The sequence below is a fragment of the Spongiactinospora rosea genome (genome assembly GCF_003315795.1).
GTDB classification, from domain to species: Bacteria; Actinomycetota; Actinomycetes; order Streptosporangiales; family Streptosporangiaceae; genus Spongiactinospora; species Spongiactinospora rosea.
This window is the reverse complement of the sequence record NZ_QMEY01000036.1, coordinates 23680-39648: the sequence shown is the minus strand read 5'-3', so window position 1 is coordinate 39648 and position 15969 is coordinate 23680. Positions and strand designations below refer to the sequence as shown.

Genomic DNA, 15969 nt, shown 5'->3' with positions numbered 1-15969 from the left:
GGCGCTAGAGCAAAGGGGCGGTACCGTGTCGCACGTCGAGGTCGGGCACCTGACGTATGTCCTGCCCGACGGGCGGCCGCTGCTCGACGACGTCTCCTTCCGGGTCGGCGAGGGGGTCAAGGCCGCGCTGGTCGGCCCCAACGGCGCGGGCAAGACGACCCTGGTCCGGCTGATCGCGGGCGACCTCCAGCCGATCGAGGGCACCGTGGCCAGCTCCGGCGGGCTGGGCGTGATGCGGCAGTTCATCGGCAGCATCCGCGACGGCCGTACCGTCCATGACCTGCTGCTGAGCGTCGCGCCGCCGCGCGTGCGGGAGGCGGCCGACCGGCTCGCCGCCGCCGAGCTGACCATGATGGAGCGCGACGACGAGAAGACGCAGTTGCGCTACGCGCAGGCGATCACCGACTACACCGACGCGGGCGGCTACGACATCGAGGTCCTGTGGGACACCTGCACGGTGGCGGCGCTCGGCGTCCCGTACGACGGGGTGAAGTACCGCGAGGTCAACACGCTGTCCGGGGGCGAGCAGAAACGGCTGGTCCTGGAGGCGCTGCTGCGCGGCCCCGACCAGGTGCTGCTGCTCGACGAGCCGGACAACTACCTCGACGTGCCCGGCAAGCTGTGGCTGGAGCAGGTGCTGCGGGAGACGCCGAAGACCGTGCTGATGGTCAGCCACGACCGCCAGTTGCTGGCCAACGCGGTGGACCGGATCGTCACCGTCGAGTCGGGCAACGTCTGGATCCACGGCGGCGGGTTCGCCGGATACGCCGAGGCCCGCAAGGAGCGCAACGAGCGGCTGGAGGAGCTGCGCAGGCGCTGGGACGAGGAGCACGCCAAGCTCAAGCGGCTGGTCATCATGCTCAAGCAGAAGGCGAGCTACAACGACGGCATGGCCCCGGCCTACCACGCCGCCCAGACCCGGCTGCGCCGGTTCGAGGACGCGGGGCCGCCGGAGGTGCCGCCGCGCGACCAGTTGATCAGCATGCGGCTGCGCGGCGGACGCACCGGCAAGCGCGCGATCGTGTGCGAGGAGCTGGAGCTGACCGGCCTGATGCGGCCGTTCGACCTGGAGATCTGGTACGGCGAGCGGGTCGCGGTGCTCGGTTCCAACGGGTCGGGCAAGTCCCACTTCCTGCGGCTGCTGGGCGGTGAGCCGATCCGGCACACGGGGCTGGCCAAGCTCGGCGCGCGGGTCGTACCTGGCCACTTCGCGCAGACGCACGCCCGGCCCGAGCTGGTCGGCCGTACACCGTGCGAGATCGTCATGTCCGAGCACGCCAGGCTCAGGAACGAGGCGATGAAGGCGCTGTCCCGGTACGAACTGGCCGGTGACGTGGGCGACCAGCGCTTCGAGACGCTGTCCGGCGGGCAGCAGGCCCGGCTGCAGATCCTGCTGCTGGAGCTGTCCGGGGCGACGCTGCTGCTGCTCGACGAGCCGACCGACAACCTCGACCTGGCCAGCGCGGAGGCGTTGCAGGAGGGGCTGGACGCCTTCGACGGCACGGTGGTCGCGGTCACCCACGACCGATGGTTCGCCGCCGACTTCGACCGGTTCCTGATCTTCGGGGCCGACGGCCGGGTGTACGAGGCCGCCGAGCCGGTGTGGGACGAGGGACGGGTCGTCCGCCAGCGCTGAAGGGCCTGCTGAACGGCCTGGTGAAGAGCCCGCGCAAAGAGTTCGTAGCCGCGCCGCGTGTCGCCGGGAGCCCGCTCCGGCTCGCGGGTTATGACCGTATGGTGACGCAGCGTAGTGGTGTTTTCATCGTCGCCGGGTGCCTGGCCCTGGCGTCCCTCTCCGCGTGCGCGGGTGAGGAGCGGCAGGAGCGGCGACTGAAGCCGCTCACGGTGCGCGAGCAGGCGTCCTCGATCGCCAAGAGCGCCGACGGCTACGTGGTCAACTGGGCCGCCGTGCTCGGCAACCAGAACCCCTGGCACTTCGGCGAACAGGTGGTCGCCACGATCGTGGCGAGCGACGACCGGGGCGCCGAGGTCGTGCGGATGGAACAGCCGCTCGACGCGGTGCCCCCGGCGGGCACGCTGGCGTTCAGCGGGCAGGCCATCGCGGCGCAGCGCCCGGTCAAGGTCCACCTCTCCTACCGGCCCGCGCAGTGGAAGCCGGCCGGGCGGATCACCTCGGCCTTCCGGGCGTTCCCGGTCACGGACGTGTTCCAGCGGCGGCAGAAGAACGGCTCGTACCTGGTGACCGGGCGGGTCGGCAACCCGTACCGGCTGGCGGCCGGCAGCCTGGTGGTCACCGCGCTGCTGCGCGACCAGGCGGGCAAGCTGCTCGGCGGGGCGAGCACGTTCGTGGACGACGTGCGGTCCGATGGCAAGCCGAGGTTCATCCTCACCGTGGACAAGCCGCCCGCGGGGGTGGCCAGGGCCGAGGTCGTGGCGCGTACCTGGGGGACGACGAGCCGGCCGTACGAGGAGCTGGCGGCGGGCGGGGCGGTGCCGGTGCACACCAGCAGGCCCACGACGCCGCCCTTCGAGAAGGACCGCGGCAGGCAGGAAATGCCCGGAACGGCGGGACGGCCATAGCTTTTCCGGCAATATTCCGTAAACCGGGAAACCGGCGTTATCCACGTTATCAACGCCATTTTCTGGAATTCCACGGTGATCCCGACCAGCCTCGCTGAATCGGTAGAACAAGCAGTTACAATACGTTTACCATCCGTCACATGAGCGAACGCGTCCTGGTGGAAGCCCTGCGCGCCCGCGATCCGGGCGCCCTCGCCGTGCTCTATGACACCTATGCCGAGGACATCCACCGATTCTGTATTTTCGTCCTCGGCAGTCCGGATGGCGCGCAGGTCGCCCTGCGCGACACACTGATCGCGGCCGAGGCCAACATTCACGTGCTCAGCGATCCCGCGCGGCTGCGACTGTGGCTGCTCGCGCTGGCCAGGGTGGAGTGCGACCGGCGCGCGCTCCAGACCGGCCGCGGCGGCCCGGCCCCCGCGCCCGACCCGCCCCCGGCCGCCCGCGCGCCAGGGGCGGAGCTGAGCGTCATCGCCTGGCACGCCACCTGGAGCCTGCCGCCCGCCGATCGCCGGGTGCTCGGCCTGGCCACCGGGCGCGGGCTCGGCATGGAGGAGATCGCCGAGGTCACCGGGATGGCGGCGGGTTCGGTACGCGAGGCGCACGAGGCCGCGCTCGGGCGGCTGCGCGACGCCGTGACCGCCGAGTACCTGGCCCGCAAGGGCCCCAGCGACTGCCTGCGGCGGGCGCGCATCCTGGCCGGGTTCCGGGGCGAGCTGACCCCGCAGACGCGCGAGCGCCTGGTGGGCCACATCGCCCGGTGCGACGCCTGCGGGCCGCACCGGGCCAGGCAGATCTCCGCGGCCAAGGTGTTCGACCTGCTGCCCGCCACGCCGCTGCCGGAGACGCTGCGGGTGCGGGTGCTGTCCTGCTTCACCGACCCCGGCCTGCTGCCCTACCGGCGATACGTGGCGGGGCGGGTGGGCATGCTCGACGCCCGCGGGTTCCCGGCCAGGGGCATCAAAGGGGGTCGCCGGGTTCCTGTCGCGGCTGCCGGGGCGGTTGCGGCGGTGGCCACGCTGATCGCGGTGATCTACGCGTTCGGGTTCGCGGGCGAGGCGCCCGGCAGGCAGGCCGCGGCCAACGCGTCCCGGCCGGCCCCGACCGGCGGCGGATGGTCCGATCCCGGCGAGCCCGGAGGGCCGGGCGCGGTGGGTCCGGTACACGAGCCGGCCTTCCCCGAGCCGATCACCGGCGAGCCGCCGTTCGTGCCGTTCGCGCCCTCCTACGACGCCACGCTGCACCCGCTGGGGGCCGAACCGACGCCATTCTCCCCGCCACGCGAGAGCCCGGCGCCGGAGCCTCCGCGAAGGCCGCGCCCATCGGTCGTCCGTCCGCCTGCCCCCACATCAGAGCCGCCGCTGACCATGCGGCCCGACCACCCCCGCTACGAGCAACGCCCGCGCCCGCGACCCACCCGCAGGCCGACTCGCCCGCCGTCCCCCACGCCGCCGTCCAGCCCCACCGCGCCGAAGACCGGCGAGTCGCCCGACCCCACGCCGACGCCCGAGCCGACCAGCCCTGAGCCGACACCCTCCGTGACATAGGTGTGCAGAGAGTTACATGGGGGAAGTAAGTGCATGTTGTGAGCCCTGGTGAAAGGGGGAAGCATGCACTCGGCCGGCACCACCCCGCGGCCTGCCCGCGGTGTCCGGCGTCTCGTGCCGGTCCTGACCACGCTGACGGCGCTGACGGCCCTGACGTCGTTGACGGCGGCCGGGGCGGTCCCCGCCACCGCGCGGCCCGACCCGTCCGCGGGTGACGTGGCCGACGCCCGGCGCGCGGTCGACACACAGGCGCAGCGGCTGAGCACGGCCACCGCGGGCCTCGCCGAGGCCAGGGCCAGGCTCGGCGAGCTGGGCGCGGCGGCCGAGCGGGCGGTCGAGGCGTACAACGGCGAGCGGGTTCGCCTGGCCGCCGCCGAGAGCGCCCACCAGGCCGCGGCCGAGCGGCAGCGCACCTCCGACGCCCACCTTGCCCAGGCCCGCGCCGACGTCGCCGCGCTGGCCGCGCAGAGCTATGGCGGGGTCGATCTGACCCGCCCGATGGCCGCCGTGGTCGCCGCGGGCGGCAACGGCGGGATGCCCGGCTACCTGCACCAGGCCAGCGTCCTGCACCACCTGAGCGGCGGGCGCGCCGAAGTGCTCAAGCGGATGCGCGACGCGCAGGAGGTCGCCACCATCCTGCGCGCCCAGGCGTCCACGGCCTACACCGAGCGCCGGGAGGCCGCCGCCAGAGCGGAGGCGGCCCGTACGGCGGCACAGGCCGCGCTCGACCGGCAGCGCGCCCAGACCGAGGCGATCGAGGGCCAGGTCCGTGACTTCGAGGACCGGCTCGACCAGGCCAGGTCCGAGGCCGACCGGCTGGCCCGCGAGCGGGCCGCCGCCCAGGAGCGCGCGGCCCTGCAACGCGACCAGGCCGCGGTCCCCGCTGTCGGGAGCGGCGGCAGTGCCGGAGGCGACCTGGCCGCCGACTGGGCGCTCGCCCAGCTCGGCAAGCCCTACGTCTGGGCGGCGGCCGGCCCGGACACCTTCGACTGCTCGGGCCTGACCATGCGCGCCTGGGAGCGGGCGGGTGTCCGGCTCGACCACTGGACGGGCACCCAGTGGACCTCCGGGCCGCACATACCGCTCGACTCGCTACGCCGGGGCGACCTGCTGTTCTTCGGCCGCATCACGTCCAACCCCGGCGACATACACCATGTGGGGATGTACATCGGCAAGAACATGATGGTCCACGCGCCGCAGACCGGCGACGTCGTGCGGATCGCCCCGATGTGGCGAGATGACCTGGTCGGCGCCACCCGGCCGGGGTGAGCGGCGGGCGCCGGAGCAGAGGTCAGTGGGCGCCGCCCTGCTCCACCGCGCGCCTGATCGAGTTCTGGATCTCGGCCTCGGCCTCCACCCGGCCCACCCAGTTGGCCCCTTCGACCGACTTGCCCGGCTCCAGGTCCTTGTAGACCTCGAAGAAGTGCTGGATCTCCAGCCGGTCGAACTCCGTGACGTGGTGGATGTCCCTGATGTGCTCCATCCGCGGGTCCGTGGACGGCACGCAGAGGACCTTGTCGTCGCCGCCCTTCTCGTCGGTCATCCGGAACATCCCGACCGCCCGGCAGCGGATCAGGCAGCCGGGGAAGGTCGGCTCCTGGAGCAGGACCAGCGCGTCCAGCGGGTCGCCGTCCTCGCCCAGGGTGTTCTCGATGAAGCCGTAGTCGGCGGGATACTGAGTGGAGGTGAAGAGCAGCCGGTCCAGGCGGATGCGCCCGGTCTTGTGATCGACCTCATATTTGTTCCGTTGCCCCTTGGGAATCTCAACGACAACGTCGAAGTCCACCGCGGTTCCTCCGCTCAGCCCTCCCGGGAGCTCCGGACGGGCGTTAATGTCTCGTAAACGTCACTGTCTGGAGAGGGGCCTGCGGCGTGGAGCGGCGTGATCGGTGGACGGTCGTGGTCACCCTCGGCCTGCTCCAGGCTTTCGTGATCGCCGCCGGCGTCCATGTGATCACCAACGACGTCAACCTGAGCGCGCTGACCGGTCCGCCACGTCCGGCCCCGCCGGCCGAGCCTCCGCCCGTTCCCGTGGTCACCGCGGGTCCGGTGCTGGCCGCGGGCGGGAACGGTCCTCTCCCCGCCAAGGGTACTTTGGCGGCCAGGCTCGCCGACGCCCTGGGTGACCCCGCGCTCGGCGACAGCGTGGGCGCGTCGGTGATGGACACCGCCACAGGGGCCGTGCTCTACGGCTCCGGCTCCGACACCGGCATCACCCCGGCGTCCACCACCAAGATCGTCACTTCGGTGGCGACGCTGGCCTCGCTGGGGCCGGAGGCCAAGCTGGCGACGCGGGTCGTGACCGGCTCGGCGAAGGGGTCGATCGTGCTGGTGGGGGGCGGTGACCCGACCCTGCTCGGGCCCAAGGCGCCCCGGCATCCGGCCTATCCGAAACAGGCGTCGCTGGCGCAGCTCGCCCAGCGCACCGCCCAGGCGCTCCAGGCGAAGGGCGTGGACAAGGTCACGCTCGGGTACGACGACTCGCTGTTCACCGGGCCGCGGCTCGGGCCCGGCTGGAAGCCCGGCTACGTGCCCGAGGGCAACGTCGCGCCGGTCACCGCGCTCGCCATCGACGAGGGACGGCGCGGCCCCGACCTACGGGCCCGGGTCGCCGACCCGCCGCGGGCTGCGGCGACGGCCTTCGCGAAGCTGCTGGCCAAGTACGGCGTGACCGCCTCGGCGTCCGTCAAGCGGGTCAGGGCCGGGCGGCAGGCGGACGAGCTGGCCAGGGTGGAGTCCGCGCCGATGTACGCGCTGGTCGAGCGGGCCCTCACGATGAGCGACAACGACCTGTCCGAGGCCCTGGCCCGGCATGTGGCGATCAAGGAGGGGCGGCCCGCGTCGTTCGCGGGCGCGGCGCAGGCCGTACGCGCGGTGCTCGCACGCCTGAACGCCGGCAAGGGCGTGGAGGTCCACGACGGCAGCGGCCTCTCCACGAAGAACCGGATCAGTCCCGCCGGCCTGGCCAGGCTGCTGACCGCGGCGGCCTCCCCGGCCAACCCGCGGCTGCACGCCGTGGCGAGCGGCATGCCGATCGCCGCGTTCTCGGGCACGCTGGACGACCGGTTCGGCACCAGGGAGAGCAGGCCGGGCGCGGGTCTGGTGCGGGCCAAGACCGGCACCCTCAACGGCGTCAACACCCTGGCAGGGCTGGCCACCACGATCGACGGCAGGCTCATCGCGTTCGCCTTCATGGCCGATGACGTGCGGTCCGGGTGGGGCCAGGCGGAGGCGGCGCTCGACCGGCTCGCCGCGATCGTGTCCCGATGCGGCTGCTGACGGACCTCTCGCCCCATACGCGCGGCGGACGGCACGAGCACGTACGGTGGACGGTATGCAGGTGATCGACTGGGACCTCGCCGTCTCCACCGGAACGCGCCTGGTGCGCCCTGGCCCGCAGGTGACCCGCGAGGAGGCGCGACAGGCCGTTTCCGACCTGCGCAGGCTCTCCCGTGAGGCCGAGCGCCACGTGCGCGAGTTCACCCGGATCGACGGAGGCGCGGCCCCGCAGGCCGCGACCATCGTCGACCGCCCTGGCTGGATCAAGGCCAACGTCGAAGGCTTCCGCGTCGTCCTCGAACCGCTGACCCGGCGGATGTCGGGCGAGGGCCGGACCCAGCCCCCGGCGATCGTCGCCGCGGTCGGCTCGCGCATCACCGGCGTCGAGGTGGGCGCGGTGCTGGCCTTCCTGGCCTCCCGGGTGCTCGGCCAGTACGAGCTGTTCCTGCCGCCCGACCCGTCGGGCAAGGCCCCGACCGGGCGGCTCACGCTGGTCGCCCCCAACATCGTCAACGCCGAGCGCGAGCTGGGCGTCGATCCCGGCGACTTCCGGCTGTGGGTGTGCCTGCACGAGGAGACCCACCGGGTGCAGTTCACCGGGGTGCCCTGGCTGCGCGAGTACGTCCGGTCGCAGATGACGGAGTTCCTGCTGGCCTCCGACCTCGACCTGCCCACCCTGCTCGAACGGCTGCGCACGGCGGCCGACGCGGTCGCCGACGCGGTGCGCGGCGGCGAGGGCAACCTGATCGACGCGATCCAGACGCCCGAGCAGAAGAAGATCCTTGAGCGACTGACGGCCGTGATGACCCTGGTGGAGGGGCACGGCGACTACGTGATGGACGCGGTGGGGCCCTCGGTGGTGCCGTCGGTGTCCGAGATCCGCACGAGGTTCCAGGAGCGCAGGGAGGGCGGCTCGCGGGTCGATCGCACGGTCCGCAGGCTGCTCGGCATCGACCTGAAGATGAAGCAGTACGCCGAGGGTTCGGCGTTCGTGCGCACGGTGGTCGAGCGGGCCGGGATGGACGGCTTCAACAAGGTCTGGGGCAGCCCTTCGACGCTGCCCACCCAGGCCGAGATCGCCGACCCCGACCGCTGGATCGCCCGCGTGGTCACCGCCCCGGCCCTGGAGACCCCGCACCTCAACGGCTCCCCGAACGGCTCCGCGGAGACCGCTCCCGGGCCCGTGGACGGCGACGGCGACGGCCCCCCGCGGGAGGGGTAGCCGCCGATGGGGCCGCATCCCGCCGTGGCGGACGTCCGCCGGGCGGTGCGGACCGCGTTGGCCGGGCTCCCGCCCGGTTCGCTGACGCTGGTCGCCGCCAGCGGCGGCGCCGACTCGCTGGCGCTGGCCGCCGCGGCCGGGTTCGAGGCCCCGCGCGCGGGGCTCAAGGCCGGCCTGGTGACCGTCGATCACGGGCTCCAGGAGGGCTCGGCGGACCAGGCCGCCACAGTGGTGCGCCTGGCGTCCCGGCTCGGCCTGGATCCGGCGGAGGCGGTGCGGGTGGAGGTCGGCCGCGCCGGCGGGCCCGAGGCGGCGGCCAGAGACGCCCGCTACGCGGCCCTGGAAGGGGCCGCAGAGCGCCTGGGGGCCGCCGCGGTCCTTCTGGGGCACACCCGCGACGACCAGGCCGAGACGGTGCTCCTGGGGCTCGCGCGGGGCAGTGGCACGCGTTCGCTGTCGGGGATGTCCGCCGAGTCCGGCCTGTACCGGCGTCCGCTGCTGGAAGTGTCGCGGGCCACCACCCGCGCGGCCTGCGCCGCCCTCGGGCTCGACCCCTGGGACGACCCGCACAACGCCGACCCCCGGTTCACCCGGGTGCGCGTACGCGAGCGGGTGCTGCCGGTCCTGGAGGCCGAGCTGGGGCCGGGCGTGGCCGAGGCCCTGGCCCGTACGGCGCGTCAGTGCCGCGAGGACGCCGACGCCCTCGACGCCTGGGCCGGATCCGCTTTCGAGTCGGCCCGTGCCGCCGCCCAGGGGGATTTCGCTCGTAGCGATATCGCGCTGGATGTGGGAGAAGTGGCCGGGCTGCCCGGCGCGGTACGCCGCAGAGTGCTCAGACGCGCCGCCGTGGCGGCCGGATCGCCCGCCGGGTCGGTGTCGGCGGCGCACATCCTCGCGGTGGACCGGCTCCTGACCGGCTGGCGCGGCCAGCGCGGCATCGACCTCCCCGGGGGCGTGGCCGCCGTTCGCCGGTATGGCACCCTGATACTCGCCAGAAAGCCCGGTTGATCCGGGCCGCAGAGCCGCCATACCGCGACGCGAAGGAACACCCCAGGTGGACGCAGCCGACATGGGCAGGGACCTGGAGAGGGTCCTCATCTCCGAGGACGAGCTCCAGGCCAAGATCAAGGAAATCGCCGGGAAGATCGACGCGGACTACGCGGGCAAGGACCTGCTGATCGTCGGAGTTCTGAAGGGCGCGGTCATGATCATGGCCGACCTCGCCAGGGCGCTGCGGATCCCCGTGGAGATGGACTGGATGGCCGTCTCCTCCTACGGGGCGGGCACCCGGTCCTCCGGAGTGGTCAGGGTGCTGAAGGACCTCGACACCGACATCGCCGGCCGGCACGTCCTGCTGGTGGAGGACATCATCGACTCGGGCCTGACGCTCTCCTGGCTGGCCCACAACATGCGCTCGCGCAATCCCGCCTCGGTGGAGATCTGCGCCGCCGTGCGCAAGCCGGACGCCGTCAAGGTGCCGATCGACGTGAAATACGTGGGATTCGACATACCCAACGAGTTCGTGATCGGCTACGGTCTCGACTACGCCGAGCGATACAGGAACCTCCCCTTCATCGGAACTCTGGCGCCGCACGTCTACGGCGGCGGGACGGAAAGCGCGGCGGAAAAGCCCTAGCCGAAATCCCCGATCCGAACCCGATGTGAAGCGGCCGCGAATACGCTCTGGGCGAAGCGGAGGCCCGCACGGCCTGACATTCGTCACACCCGCCGGGAACACTGCAATGCCTGACGTACGTTGGTAGGGCAGACGGTGCCGCCTGGACAGTGACCCTGCCCGGCGCTCCGGTGTACCTTCTGACTGCCCGAGGGTGATCCGCAGTCGCCGGCGGGTAGTCAGTTGGAGCGGTTAGGGATGCCGCGACCCCGGTGAGCCTTGCCGGGGTGCCAGGACATGGTCAGGAAGGGACGGGCCCGTCGGGGTTCCGCATCGGATGGATCTCAAGCGATTTACACGTGGGCCACTCCTGTGGATCCTGGGCATTGTCGTGCTGCTCCTGCTCGTCACGACCATGTGGAACAGCGACGGCAATTTCGAGCGCGCCGACACCTCGAAGATCGAGACCTACATCGACGATGGCCAGGTCAAGCAAGCCAAGATCATCGACAAGGACCAGCGCATCGAGGTCACCCTGGCCAACGGCAAGCGCTACTACTCGTCGTGGGTGGCCGGCCAGGGAGTCCAGTTCGCCAACCAGCTGAAGCAGGCGGAGAAGGCCGGCAAGCTGCAGAACGGCTACAACGTCGAGGTGCCCGGCGAGAACTTCCTGCTCAGCCTGCTGGTGAGCCTGCTGCCGTTGATCATCATCGTGCTGATCTTCCTGTTCATCATGAACCAGATGCAGGGCGGCGGCACCCGGGTGATGAACTTCGGGAAGTCCAAGGCCAAGCTCATCACCAAGGACACCCCCAAGACCACCTTCGCCGACGTCGCGGGGGCCGACGAGGCCATCGAGGAGCTCCAGGAGATCAAGGAGTTCCTGCAGGCCCCGGCCAAGTTCCAGGCGATCGGCGCCAAGATTCCCAAGGGCGTGCTGCTGTACGGCCCGCCCGGCACCGGCAAGACCCTGCTGGCCAGGGCCGTGGCCGGTGAGGCGGGGGTCCCCTTCTACTCGATCTCCGGTTCCGACTTCGTCGAGATGTTCGTCGGCGTCGGCGCCTCCCGGGTCCGCGACCTGTTCGAGCAGGCCAAGGCCAACGCCCCGGCGATCATCTTCATCGACGAGATCGACGCCGTGGGCCGGCACCGCGGTGCCGGTCTGGGCGGCGGCCACGACGAGCGCGAGCAGACCCTCAACCAGCTCCTGGTCGAGATGGACGGCTTCGACGTCAAGGGCGGCGTGATCCTGATCGCCGCGACCAACCGGCCCGACATCCTGGACCCGGCGCTGCTGCGGCCCGGCCGCTTCGACCGCCAGGTCACCGTCGACCGGCCCGACCTTGAGGGCCGCAAGGGCATCCTGCGGGTGCACGGCCGCGGCAAGCCGTTCGCCGAAGGCGTCGACCTCGACGTGATCGCCCGCCGCACGCCGGGCTTCACCGGCGCCGACCTGGCCAACGTGATCAACGAGGCCGCGCTGCTCACCGCCCGCGCCGACCAGAAGCTCATCACGATGGACCTCCTTGAGGAGTCCATCGACCGCGTGATGGCCGGTCCGGAGCGCAAGACCCGCGTCATGTCGGACAAGGAAAAGAAGATGATCGCCTACCACGAAGGCGGTCACGCACTGGTGGCGCACGCGCTGCCCAACTCCGACCCCGTGCACAAGATCACGATCCTGTCCCGCGGGCGGGCGCTCGGCTACACGATGACGCTGCCGATGGAGGACAAGTTCCTCGCCACTCGCTCGGAGATGATGGATCAGCTCGCCATGCTGCTCGGCGGGCGCGCGGCCGAGGAGCTCGTCTTCCACGAGCCCACCACGGGCGCGTCCAACGACATCGAGAAGGCCACCGCGGTGGCCAGGCGCATGGTCACCGAGTACGGCATGAGCGAGCAGCTCGGCGCCCGCAAGTTCGGCACCGGCAACGCCGAGGTGTTCCTGGGCCGCGAGATGGGCCACGAGCGCGACTACTCCGAGAAGATCGCCTCGACGATCGACGAAGAGGTCCGCCGGATGATCGAGACGGCGCACGACCAGGCGTGGGACATCCTGGTCGAGTACCGCGACGTGCTCGACAACCTGGTGCTGGAGCTGATGGAGAAGGAGACCTTGTCCCGCGACCAGGTCCTCGGCATCTTCGCTCCGGTGGTCGTCAAGGAGCACCGCCCGTCCTACGCGGGCTACGGCAAGCGCCTGCCGTCCGACCGGCCGCCGGTGCTGACCCGCAAGGAGCTGCACGGCAACGGCGCGCTCCCCGCGGGCGCGGGCGTCGAGCCCAAGGACGCGATCCCGCGAGACGGGGCCTGAGCGTGGGTGACGCCTACCGCGAAGAGCCACTGAAGGTCGACTCGGCCCGGATCGAGGGCGCCGTACGCGAGATCCTGATCGCGATCGGCGAAGACCCGGACCGAGACGGCCTGCGCGACACCCCGGCCCGCGTGGCCCGCGCCTACGCGGAGCAGTTCGCCGGGCTGGGGCAGCGCCCCGAAGACGTGCTGACCACGGTCTTCGACGCCGACCACGACGAGATGGTGCTGGTCCGCGACATCGAGGTCTACTCCACCTGTGAGCACCACCTGGTGCCCTTCCACGGGGTGGCGCACGTCGGCTACATCCCCAACGCCAAGGGGCAGATCACCGGCCTGTCCAAGCTGGCCAGGCTGATCGACGTCTACGCCCGCAGGCCGCAGGTGCAGGAGCGGATGACCTCGCAGATCGCCGACGCGCTGATGTCGGTGCTGGAGCCGCGCGGGGTCATCGTCGTGGTCGAGTGCGAGCACCTGTGCATGACCATGCGCGGCGTACGCAAGCCGGGCGCCAAGACGATCACCTCGGCGGTGCGCGGCAGCTTCCGCGACAGCGACAAGACCCGCGCCGAGGCCATGTCGCTCATCCTGGGCCGCTGACCGGGCACCGCGGGTTCACACGCCGACCGGCCTTCGCGGGCCGGTCGGCGGCAGGAGGCTGTGATCCGGTGGCCGTGATCCGATATCCTTTCGTGGCGTTCCGTTACCAAGGCGTGGCGTTCCGTTGTCCACATGGGATGATTCGTTATCCACAAGGTGGACCCACGGCGTCGGCAGGGGGCGGCGACGACCTAGGCTTGACCGCATGACCACAAGGAGCGTCCCCGGAATGCCCGTCGAGGAGCGGTGCCTGGTCATGGGCGTGGTCAATGTCACGCCCGACTCGTTCTCCGACGGCGGGCAGTGGTTCGACGAGGGCGCCGCGATCCGGCACGGGCACGAGCTGGTGCGCCAGGGAGCCGACATCGTCGACGTCGGCGGTGAGTCCACCCGTCCAGGGGCCGTCCGGGTCTCCCTGGAGGAGGAGCTGGCCAGGGTGGTGCCGGTGATCCGGGCCCTGGCCGCCGACGGCGTCCCGGTCAGCGTCGACACCATGCGCGCCGAGGTCGCGCGGGCCGCCGTCGCGGTCGGGGCCGGCCTGGTCAACGACGTCAGCGGCGGCCTGGCCGACCCCGAGATGGCCCGCGTGGTGGCCGACACCGGTGTCCCGTACGTCGTGATGCACTGGCGTGGGCACAGTCACGACATGGACACCCGTGCCGTCTACACCGACGTGGTGACCGAGGTCCGTGAGGAGCTGGCCAAGCGGATCGGCCTGATCCTGGCCGACGGCGTGGCCGAAGAGCAGATCGTGATCGACCCCGGGCTCGGCTTCGCCAAGCGCTCCGAGCACAACTGGGCCCTGATGGCCGCCCTCGGCGACCTCGCCGAGCTGGGTCACCCGCTGCTCATCGGGGCCTCGCGAAAACGGTTCCTCGGCCGCCTGCTGGCCGGTTCCGACGGCACGCCGCGCCCGTTCGGCCGCAGCGACGACGCGACGGCCGCGGTGACCGCGCTGGCCGCCCGCGACGGCGCGTGGTGCGTGCGCGTGCACCAGGTCGCGGCCAATGCCGACGCCGTCCGCGTGGCCGCGGCGTGGACCCGTGGAGGGGGCAGATGAGCGTCGACACGGCGGCCGTCGAGACGGCCAACCAGGAGTTCTACTCCGCCATCGAGGAGGCCGACCTCGACCGGATGACCGACATCTGGGCCCATGACACCGAAGACCTGCGGGTGAGCTGCGTCCACCCCGGCTGGCCGATGCTGAGCGGGCGCGGCGAGGTGCTGCGGTCCTGGGCGCTGATCATGGCCAACACGCCCTACATCCAGTTCGTGCTGACCGACGTCAACGTCGCGGTCTTCGGCGATGTGGCGGTGCTCACCTGCGCCGAGAACATCCTGACGGCGGGCGACGAAGGTGATTCCAGCTTCGCGGCGGGCAAGGTGGTGGCCAGCAACACGTTCGTCAAGACGTCCGAGGGCTGGCGGCTGTGGATGCACCACGGCTCCCCGGTGCTGCACGGCGACGACGATGACGACCAGGAGGAACCGGGGTGACCTCGACCGACACCATCACGCTGAGCGGGCTGCGGGCCAGAGGGTTCCACGGCGTCCTCGCGCCGGAGCGGGAGCTCGGGCAGGAGTTCGTGGTGGACGCCACGCTGTTCCTGGACACCGCCCCGGCGGCGGCGGGCGACGACCTGGCCAAGACCGCCGACTACGGCGAGCTGGCCGTGCGCCTGGCCAAGGTCGTGGAGGGCGAGCCGGTGGCGCTGATCGAGACGCTGGCGCAGCGCCTGGCCGACGTGTGCCTGGCGATCTCCCCGCTGGTGGAGGCGGCCCGGATCAGCGTGCACAAACCGGCCGCCCCGGTGCCGGTGCCGTTCGGCGACGTGGTCGTCACGATCACCAGGAGGCGGTCGTGAAGGTCGTCTTCTCGCTGGGCAGCAACCTCGGCCGCCGCTTCGACACCCTCCAGGGCGCGCTCGACGCGCTGTTCGACGCGCCGGGGCTGACGTTCGTGGCGGTCTCGCCGGTGTACGAGACCGACCCGGTGGGCGGCCCCGACCAGGGCCCCTACCTCAACGCCGTGGTGGTCGCCGAGACCACGCTGCCGCCGCGCGCGGTGCTGGAGCGGGCGCAGAGCGTCGAAGACTCCTTCGGCCGCCGCCGCACCGAGCGCTGGGGGCCGCGCACCCTCGACATCGACCTGATCGTGGCGGGCGACCACGTCAGCGACGACCCCGAGCTGATCCTGCCCCATCCGCGGGCGCACGAGCGGGCCTTCGTGCTGGTGCCCTGGGCCGCCGCCGACCCCGCGGGGGTGCTCCCCGGCCACGGGCCGGTCGCGGCGCTCGCCGGCACGCTCGCCGACCAGGGCGTCCGCCGCCGCACCGACCGCACCCTCCAGGTGCCGATGTGACCGTTCCAGACCGGGAGGGGCGGCGGTGAAGCCCACCAGGCCGTTGCCGCTCGTCGGCATCTTCGTCGTCATCGGGCTGGTGACCTGGGCGCTGCTGCAGCGCTCCTACTCGATGCTGCCCACCGTCCCCTGGACCGCGATCCCGACCGTGCTGCTGCTCGCGGTCGGCGAGCTGATCAGCGGCGTCGGCACCCGCAACCGCATCAGGCGCAGGCCCGGCACCAAGCCCGTGGAGCCGCTGGCCGTGGCCCGGCTGGCCGCGCTGGCCAAGGCGTCCGCGTACGCCGGGGCGGTGTTCGGCGGCGTCTTCGCCGGGTTCGTCCTGCACGTCGCGCAGATGCTCGAACGCGCCGTCCCGCTGCGCGACTTCTACGTCACCGGCGGCTCACTGCTGGCCTGCGTGGCACTGGTCTGCGCCGCGCTGTTCCTGGAGTACTGCTGCCGCATCCCCAAGGACGAACAGGACGAACCAGGCGAGCAGCCGCACTGA

At 71.9% G+C, this 15969-nt stretch carries 16 protein-coding genes; 15 read left to right on the top strand and 1 reads right to left on the bottom strand.

Translation table 11 applies throughout. The annotated features are described in order from the left end of the window. Positions 1-25: 25 nt before the first annotated feature. From DP939_RS41765 to DP939_RS48355, 4 genes are all read left to right on the top strand, one after another. The gene (locus tag DP939_RS41765; RefSeq protein ID WP_113986392.1) at positions 26-1636 is read left to right on the top strand and encodes an ABC-F family ATP-binding cassette domain-containing protein; all 1611 of its coding nucleotides are present in this window, start codon (positions 26-28) and stop codon (positions 1634-1636) included. Between the two features lie 98 nt (positions 1637-1734). Continuing rightward, positions 1735-2541 (top strand): hypothetical protein, encoded by an 807-nt coding sequence (locus tag DP939_RS41760; protein WP_113986391.1) that lies wholly within the window; start codon positions 1735-1737, stop codon positions 2539-2541. 140 nt (positions 2542-2681) lie between these two features. Further along, positions 2682-4088: an RNA polymerase sigma factor gene (locus tag DP939_RS41755; protein WP_113986390.1), complete on the top strand. Its 1407-nt coding sequence runs from the start codon at positions 2682-2684 to the stop codon at positions 4086-4088. A gap of 63 nt (positions 4089-4151) precedes the next feature. Beyond that, positions 4152-5357 carry a C40 family peptidase gene (locus DP939_RS48355; protein WP_113986389.1) on the top strand — a complete coding sequence of 402 codons (1206 nt, stop codon included), beginning with the start codon at positions 4152-4154 and terminating at the stop codon, positions 5355-5357. Positions 5358-5379: 22 nt separating this feature from the next. Here DP939_RS48355 and DP939_RS41745 read toward each other — a convergent pair whose 3' ends face one another. After that, positions 5380-5874: an inorganic diphosphatase gene (locus tag DP939_RS41745; RefSeq protein WP_113986388.1), complete on the bottom strand. Its 495-nt coding sequence runs from the start codon at positions 5872-5874 to the stop codon at positions 5380-5382. A gap of 86 nt (positions 5875-5960) precedes the next feature. Between DP939_RS41745 and dacB the strand changes: the two genes are divergently transcribed. The 11 genes from dacB (at position 5961) to DP939_RS41695 (ending at position 15969) form a co-directional block, all read left to right on the top strand. After that, on the top strand, positions 5961-7367 hold the full coding sequence (gene dacB, locus DP939_RS41740; RefSeq protein ID WP_113986387.1) for a D-alanyl-D-alanine carboxypeptidase/D-alanyl-D-alanine endopeptidase: 1407 nt from the start codon (positions 5961-5963) through the stop codon (positions 7365-7367). Between the two features lie 55 nt (positions 7368-7422). Continuing rightward, positions 7423-8589, top strand: coding sequence for a zinc-dependent metalloprotease (locus DP939_RS41735; RefSeq protein WP_199565756.1), 1167 nt, complete (start codon positions 7423-7425; stop codon positions 8587-8589). 6 nt (positions 8590-8595) lie between these two features. Continuing rightward, positions 8596-9597 (top strand): tRNA lysidine(34) synthetase TilS, encoded by a 1002-nt coding sequence (tilS, locus tag DP939_RS41730; RefSeq protein ID WP_113986386.1) that lies wholly within the window; start codon positions 8596-8598, stop codon positions 9595-9597. Positions 9598-9643: 46 nt separating this feature from the next. Next, positions 9644-10225 (top strand): hypoxanthine phosphoribosyltransferase, encoded by a 582-nt coding sequence (gene hpt, locus DP939_RS41725; RefSeq protein ID WP_113986385.1) that lies wholly within the window; start codon positions 9644-9646, stop codon positions 10223-10225. Positions 10226-10541: 316 nt separating this feature from the next. Further along, positions 10542-12518, top strand: coding sequence for an ATP-dependent zinc metalloprotease FtsH (gene ftsH / locus DP939_RS41720; protein WP_113986384.1), 1977 nt, complete (start codon positions 10542-10544; stop codon positions 12516-12518). Positions 12519-12520: 2 nt separating this feature from the next. After that, positions 12521-13117, top strand: coding sequence for a GTP cyclohydrolase I FolE (gene folE / locus DP939_RS41715; protein WP_113986383.1), 597 nt, complete (start codon positions 12521-12523; stop codon positions 13115-13117). 205 nt (positions 13118-13322) lie between these two features. Then, entirely contained in the window at positions 13323-14177 is an 855-nt protein-coding gene (folP, locus tag DP939_RS41710; RefSeq protein ID WP_225878857.1) for a dihydropteroate synthase, read from the top strand. Continuing rightward, positions 14174-14614, top strand: coding sequence for a nuclear transport factor 2 family protein (locus DP939_RS41705; protein ID WP_113986382.1), 441 nt, complete (start codon positions 14174-14176; stop codon positions 14612-14614). Before folP ends, DP939_RS41705 begins: the two co-directional genes overlap by 4 nt. Then, on the top strand, positions 14611-14982 hold the full coding sequence (gene folB, locus DP939_RS47335; protein ID WP_199565755.1) for a dihydroneopterin aldolase: 372 nt from the start codon (positions 14611-14613) through the stop codon (positions 14980-14982). Before DP939_RS41705 ends, folB begins: the two co-directional genes overlap by 4 nt. Continuing rightward, positions 14979-15479, top strand: a complete 501-nt coding sequence (gene folK / locus DP939_RS47330) for a 2-amino-4-hydroxy-6-hydroxymethyldihydropteridine diphosphokinase (RefSeq protein ID WP_199565754.1) — start codon at positions 14979-14981, stop codon at positions 15477-15479. The genes folB and folK overlap by 4 nt, the downstream gene beginning before the upstream one ends. A 25-nt stretch (positions 15480-15504) precedes the next feature. Continuing rightward, complete coding sequence (locus tag DP939_RS41695; RefSeq protein WP_113986380.1) at positions 15505-15969, top strand: DUF3180 domain-containing protein; 465 nt, start codon at positions 15505-15507, stop codon at positions 15967-15969.